5 protein-coding genes are annotated in these 6750 nt (G+C 36.1%); all 5 read left to right on the forward strand.

What is annotated here, in order from left to right; all coding sequences use genetic code 11:
* Positions 1-84 precede the first annotated feature (84 nt).
* The 5 genes from ACEWK1_RS21910 (at position 85) to ACEWK1_RS21930 (ending at position 6366) form a co-directional block, all read left to right on the forward strand.
* Complete coding sequence (locus ACEWK1_RS21910; protein ID WP_232273296.1) at positions 85-552, forward strand: chemotaxis protein CheW; 468 nt, start codon at positions 85-87, stop codon at positions 550-552.
* Positions 553-673: 121 nt separating this feature from the next.
* On the forward strand, positions 674-1912 hold the full coding sequence (locus ACEWK1_RS21915; protein WP_416636655.1) for a DNA polymerase IV: 1239 nt from the start codon (positions 674-676) through the stop codon (positions 1910-1912).
* Between the two features lie 198 nt (positions 1913-2110).
* Positions 2111-3523, forward strand: a complete 1413-nt coding sequence (gene gndA, locus ACEWK1_RS21920) for an NADP-dependent phosphogluconate dehydrogenase (RefSeq protein ID WP_098797166.1) — start codon at positions 2111-2113, stop codon at positions 3521-3523.
* Between the two features lie 171 nt (positions 3524-3694).
* Positions 3695-5368: a long-chain fatty acid--CoA ligase gene (locus ACEWK1_RS21925; RefSeq protein ID WP_416636656.1), complete on the forward strand. Its 1674-nt coding sequence runs from the start codon at positions 3695-3697 to the stop codon at positions 5366-5368.
* On the forward strand, positions 5365-6366 hold the full coding sequence (locus tag ACEWK1_RS21930; protein ID WP_121662690.1) for a phosphotriesterase family protein: 1002 nt from the start codon (positions 5365-5367) through the stop codon (positions 6364-6366). The genes ACEWK1_RS21925 and ACEWK1_RS21930 overlap by 4 nt, the downstream gene beginning before the upstream one ends.
* Positions 6367-6750: the final 384 nt, after the last annotated feature.

A 6750-nucleotide genomic window follows, 5' to 3' on the forward strand; every position in this document is an offset into this window, starting at 1 on the left:
ATCATCTTCCAAAAGCCTGATATTCATAGTATGATAGTCTTAGTTAGAAAGAAACCTCAGGGGATTTATGGAGGAGATTATAAGATGGATATTTCGAAAGTAGTTGTTTTTCGAACAAGAGATGAAGAATACGGAATGCCAATTGAACACGTGATTTCTATAGAAAAGCTAGAGGATATCAACGTTATTCCAAATATGCCTTATTATATGAAGGGTGTTGTAAAGGTTAGAGGAGAGTTGATTCCTGTACTAGATACACATCAAATTTTTCATCGTCAACATATGACAATGGATGAAGATGTAAAATTAATTGTTATTCAATCAGACGATATTTCTGCAGCTCTAATTGTTAAAGAGGCAAAGGAAATCTTAGATGTTCAAGAAGATCAGTTAAAATCCATTAGCATCGGAGCTTTTCAAGCTACAAAATACTTTGAAGCAGTGGCAAGTTTAGAAGATCGTTTGATTACGATTATTAACCCGACTCTTCTTTTAGCAAGTCTAGAAAACTTTACTGTTGTAAAAGAAGGAATGCTGAGTCACCAATCTTAATAATTGGTGGCTTTTTTATTTGCGTAATATAAGGAAAAGAGAAAAAGTAAACTCCTCATGAGCATGCTTATACATTAACATGGTAAACTAATGATAATGATTTTATATGTGTGGTGGAAAGATGGCGGAGCAACCTGTAAATCAAAGAAGAATTATTTTACATGTTGATATGAATAGCTTTTATGCTTCAGTGGAAATGGCATTTGATCCTTCTCTTAAAGGAAAGCCTTTAGCAATAGCAGGGAATGTTGAGGAACGAAAAGGAATTATTGTTACATGCAGCTATGAAGCACGTTCGAAGGGTGTAAAAGCAACTATGCCTCTTTGGCAAGCTCGTAAGCTTTGTCCTGAATTAATTGTAAGAAAACCAAACTTTGATCGATATCGAACAGCATCTCGTGCAATGTTTGAATTATTAAGGGAATATACAGAATTAGTAGAGCCTGTTTCAATTGATGAAGGTTATATGGACTTAAGTGAATTTCCTGGATCAAAACCACTAGAGATTGCAAGTTCTATTCAAAATAGGCTTTTGGAGGAACTGTTGCTGCCCTGTAGTATTGGAATTGCTCCCAATAAGTTTCTAGCTAAAATGGCATCAAATATGAAAAAGCCACTTGGAATTACGATTTTAAGGAAAAGAGATTTATCGAATAAATTATGGCCTCTGGCAGCAAACGAAATGCATGGTATCGGTGAGAAAACAGCTGAAAAGCTAAAAACAATAGGGATTCATACTATTTATGATTTAGCACATGCTGATATAGGGGAAGTAAAAAGCTTACTGGGTATTAACGGTGAACGTCTCATACAAAGAGCGAACGGAAACGATTTAAGAGAAGTTAACCCTAATTCAATCTATGATTTTAAGAGCATTGGTAATTCTACTACGTTGTCTAAGGATACGACGAATGAAACTCAAATTAATGAAGTGTTAAGAAAGTTAGCTCATTCCGTATCTCTTCGAATGAAAAGGAAAGAAGTTTTAGCTAACAAAATTTTTGTCACAATTCGTTATAGTAACTTAAAAACAATTACAAGAAGTAAAACAATGAAAAACCCTGTTGGAGAAGAGGATGATATTTATCATGAAGCAAAAGATCTCTTTTTCAATCACTGGAATGAAGAGCCTATTCGATTACTTGGCATAACTGGACAGGATTTAGTTGAAAGGGAAGATGCAGTAAAGCAATTGGATTTGTTCTCATTTGAAAATGATGCAAAAGACGAACCGATACTTTCCGTTATTGATCAGATCAATCAAAAATACGGAAGTCAGCTTATTAAACGTGGAGTAAAAGGAAAACAAGAGGAACCTGGAACACCGGGAATAAGCTTTAATAAAGATTTTTTGAGTTAGTAAACGATTACATAAGATAAGTCACTTGAAATGTAGCTGAAAAATGTGGTATTTTCAAAGTTGAAGTTAAATGAAATAATTCGAATAATGTGTCAATTTATCATTTATTGGCGGAAAACTAAACTTTTTTAGGTTATGATAGTAATTGGATGATTGTTTAGTTTTACATACTATAAGGATTAGAAGGGACGTAAGCGAATGTCGAAACAACAAATTGGTGTTATTGGTTTGGCTGTAATGGGTAAAAACTTAGCTTTAAATATTGAAAGTCGTGGATTTTCAGTATCTGTTTTCAACCGTTCAGCAGAAAAAACTGAGGAATTTTTAACAGAAGCAAAAGGGAAAAACGTGGTGGGTACATACAGTATTGAAGAATTTGTTCAATCATTAGAAACTCCACGAAAAATTCTTTTAATGGTTAAAGCTGGTGTACCAACTGATGCAACAATCGAACAGCTTCTACCACATCTTGATAAAGGTGATATTTTAATTGACGGTGGTAACACACTATATACAGATACACAACGTCGTAACAAAGAACTAGCTGAGAGTGGAATCCATTTCATAGGTACAGGCGTTTCAGGTGGAGAAGAAGGCGCGTTAAAAGGACCTTCTATTATGCCAGGTGGACAGAAAGAAGCGTTTGATTTAGTTCAACCAATTCTTGAAGCTATTTCTGCGAAAGTAAATGGCGATCCTTGCTGTACGTATATTGGTCCAGATGGAGCTGGACACTATGTGAAAATGGTTCATAACGGAATTGAGTATGGAGATATGCAGTTAATTTCTGAAGCATATTTCTTATTGAAAAATGTATTAGGTTTAACGGCAGACGAGCTTCATGAAGTATTTGCTGAGTGGAACAAAGGTGAGCTTGACAGTTACTTAATTGAAATTACAGCAGATATTTTCACAAAGAAAGATGATGAAACTGGAAAACCTCTAGTGGACGTTATTCTTGATACAGCAGGTCAAAAAGGGACAGGTAAATGGACGAGTAAGAGTGCTCTTGACCTAGGTGTACCTCTTCCAATTATTACTGAATCAGTATTTGCTCGTTTCATTTCAGCTATGAAAGAAGAGCGTCAAAAAGCTAGCAAAATTCTTTCAGGTCCAGCTGCTAAAAAATATGAGGGTAACAAAGAAGAGCTTATTGAAGCGGTTCGTAGAGCTTTATATATGAGTAAGATTGTTTCTTATGCTCAAGGTTTTGCTCAAATGAGAGCAGCTTCTGAAGAGTATAACTGGGATTTAAAATATGGTGATATTGCGATGATCTTCCGTGGTGGATGTATTATCCGTGCAGCTTTCCTACAAAAAATTAAAGATGCATATGATAAAGAACCACAATTAGCAAACCTATTACTAGATGATTATTTCAAAGAAATTGTTGAAGGGTATCAAGGTGCACTTCGTCAAATCTTAACTGTAGCAATTGAAAATGGAGTTCCAGTACCATGCTTCTCATCTGCACTTGCTTACTATGATAGCTATCGTACTGAAACGCTTCCTGCGAACCTTTTACAAGCACAACGTGACTACTTTGGTGCTCACACTTATCAACGTGTTGATAAAGAAGGTATTTTCCATACTGAGTGGATGGAAAAATAATATTTGTAAACAAGAAGACAGAGTCCGCTCTGTCTTTTTTTTGTTACCTAAAATCCTATAAATTACATAATGTAAGCCTTTACATCATGTAATTACCATGGTATATTCAGGTAGCGAGTTATCTTTTTAGAAGATAAATGCATTTTAATTACATAGGAGTTGATGGTATAAGTGGAAAAATATTTTGAATTTTATCCAAAACGTGTACCGAAAGAATTAACACTCCCAGAAACAACCCTCATTGAAAACTTAGAAATATCTTCAAGACGTTATCCTGATAAAACTGCCCTTAATTATTATGGAAAAAAGATTTCGTATCGAGAACTATATTCAGAGGTTCTTAGTTTAGCTGGATATCTTCAAGCAAACAATGTGAAAAAAGGAGATCGTGTTCTCCTTTATATGCAAAACTCTCCACAATGGATCATTTCATTTTATGCAGTTGCTCGAGCAGGAGCAGTCGTAATTCCAATAAACCCCATGAATACAAGTGAAGAATTAGCCTTTTATGTAAAGGATTGTGAAATAAAAACAGCTATTGTTTCGCAGGAGCTTTTTGAAAATGTCCGAGCATTAATGAACAAAAGCACAATCGAGCATGTTGTTGTAGGAACATACTCTGATTATATTGATTCAGAACCTAATTTGAATCTTCCACAAGAGGTTTGTGCTCTTCGTCAGGAACTTCCACCAGAATATACTCCATGGCACGAGGCTCTCTCAGCTAGATATTCACCTAAAGAAGTGGATGTAAGTGCTGATGACTTAGTTGTTATGCCTTATACGTCTGGAACAACTGGTACTCCAAAGGGATGTATGCATACCCATAAAACGGTCCAAGCAAATATTATTACGGTTGGTGTATGGCAAAGTGTAACAAGCGAATCGGTGCATTTATTAACACTTCCGTTATTTCATGTAACGGGTATGCTTCATAGTTGTCATGGTCCGTTATCAGGTGGTTGTGAAATCGTCATTATGACAAGATGGGATAGAGAACTTGCAAGGATACTAATCGAACGGTACGGTGTTACACATTGGACGAATATAAGTACGATGTTAATAGACTTTTTGGCAAACCCTAATCTTATCAAAGATTCTCTTAAAACGTTGGAGGTGATTGGTGGAGGTGGTGCTCCGTTACCTGAGGCTGTTGGAGAGAAATTATATAATTTAGCCGGTATTAGATATGCAGAAGGTTATGGACTTTCTGAAACAATTGCTCACACTCACTTTAACCCACCAGATCGGCCTAAGTTGCAATGTCTCGGGATTCCATCTCCAAATACTCAATCCAAAATCATAGATCCACTCACTTTACAAGAACTAGGGCCAAATCAAGAAGGAGAGATTGTTGTCCGGGGCCCTCAGGTGTTTAAAGGGTATTATAACCGACCAGAAGAGAATGTTAATGCGTTTATAACCATTGAAGGTAAAACGTTCTTTAGAACGGGCGATATCGCAAAATATGACGATGAAGGCTATTATTTTATCGTAGATCGTATTAAGAGAATGATTAATGCATCAGGATTTAAAGTGTGGCCAACTGAAGTTGAATCAAAACTTTATAGACACCCTGCTGTCCAACAGGCTTGTGTTGTTGGTGTACCTGATGAAAGAAAGGGTGAGCAGGTTAAGGCATTCATTGTTTTAAATGAAGAAAATAAGGGCAAAGTTACGGAACAAGACATCATTGATTGGTCTAAAACACAATTAGCTGCTTATAAGTATCCTAGAGTGATAGAATTCAGAGACAAACTCCCGACAACGAGCAGTGGAAAGTTATTATGGAGAAAACTGCAGGAAGAAGAAAGAAACAAGTTAGTCGCGGGGGGAGAAAAATGATGATGAAAGTTGAGACGGTAACAGGTCCTATTGCCTTAGATCAGTTAGGGAAAACATTAAGTCATGAACACTTTGTATTTGGATATCCTGGTTACAATGGCGATAGTACTTTAGGTAGATTTGATTATAACCATGCTTTAACAATCGGTATACAAGTAGCGGAAAAGATCATGAAACATGGTGTCAAAACGGTTCTTGATCCAACACCAAATGAGTGTGGTAGAAATGTTCGTTTATTAAGAGATATATCCATTCAAACAGGCCTTCAAATTGTATGTGGAACAGGCTTTTATTATGAAGGAGAAGGGGCGACTCCATATTTTAAAGCTCGTGCAGCGTTAGGTCCTGCAGAAGAGGAAATATATGAAATGTTTATAACAGAGCTTCAAAATGGCATAGAGGATACTGGAATTAAGCCAGGGTTTATTAAACTTGCATCAAGTAAAAATGTAATAACAGACTACGAAAAAATGTTTTTTAGGGCAGCAGCTAGAGCACACAAAGAAACAGGTACCATTATTTTAACTCATACTCAGGAAGGGACTATGGGTCCTGAACAAGCTGATCTTTTAATAGAGCTCGGTGTTGATCCAGATTGTGTAGTTATTGGGCATATGTGTGGAAATACAGACGTCGAGTATCATAGGAGAACTCTAGAAAAGGGTGTGCGTATTGGTTTTGACCGAATTGGACTTCAGGGGCTTGCAGGATGTCCTACAGATCAAGAACGATTGGCTGTTCTTGTTGAGTTATTAAAGGAGGGCTTTGAAAACAGAATCTTCTTAGCGCATGACTCCGTTAACATTTGGTTAGGAAGAGAGCTGGTGGTCCCGGAAGCAGCTATACCTTCAATCGCAAATTGGCATCCTACGCATATTTTTGAGAATATTGTTCCACAGCTAAGATCTTTGGGGATTACTGAACAGCAGTTGGAGATTCTGTTTACTGAAAACATCAAATCGTTATTTTCGATCTCATCAAAATTTGCAAACAAATGATTAAACGATAAAAGGAGCTGCTACTTATCGTAGCAGCTCAAGTTAAGGAGATTTAAGGTTTGCTTCTTACACAATCTATTTTATTCAAACAAGTTTTAATTTGTATGAGGCAAATAGACGAGCTCATTCGCACATTTTTGTTGTATGAGAGCGATATAAATACGCATCTAAAATACTCTGTACATAGAAAAGCCGATTAGATTTATCCTAACAGGTTCTGTTTTGAAGTACAAAATACAAATTAACATTGCTTTTCGTATAGTAATTCGCACTATAATTAAAAAGCATTTTGACAAGTAAATTCAGTAAAGAAAAATGCTTGGAAACATTAATGCTCCAAGCATTTTTTATACCAAGATAAGTACCCGTTTAAGCAAATTTCCA

The sequence above is a fragment of the Metabacillus sp. YM-086 genome, from assembly GCF_048059995.1.
Taxonomy (GTDB): domain Bacteria; phylum Bacillota; class Bacilli; order Bacillales; family Bacillaceae; genus Metabacillus; species Metabacillus litoralis_B.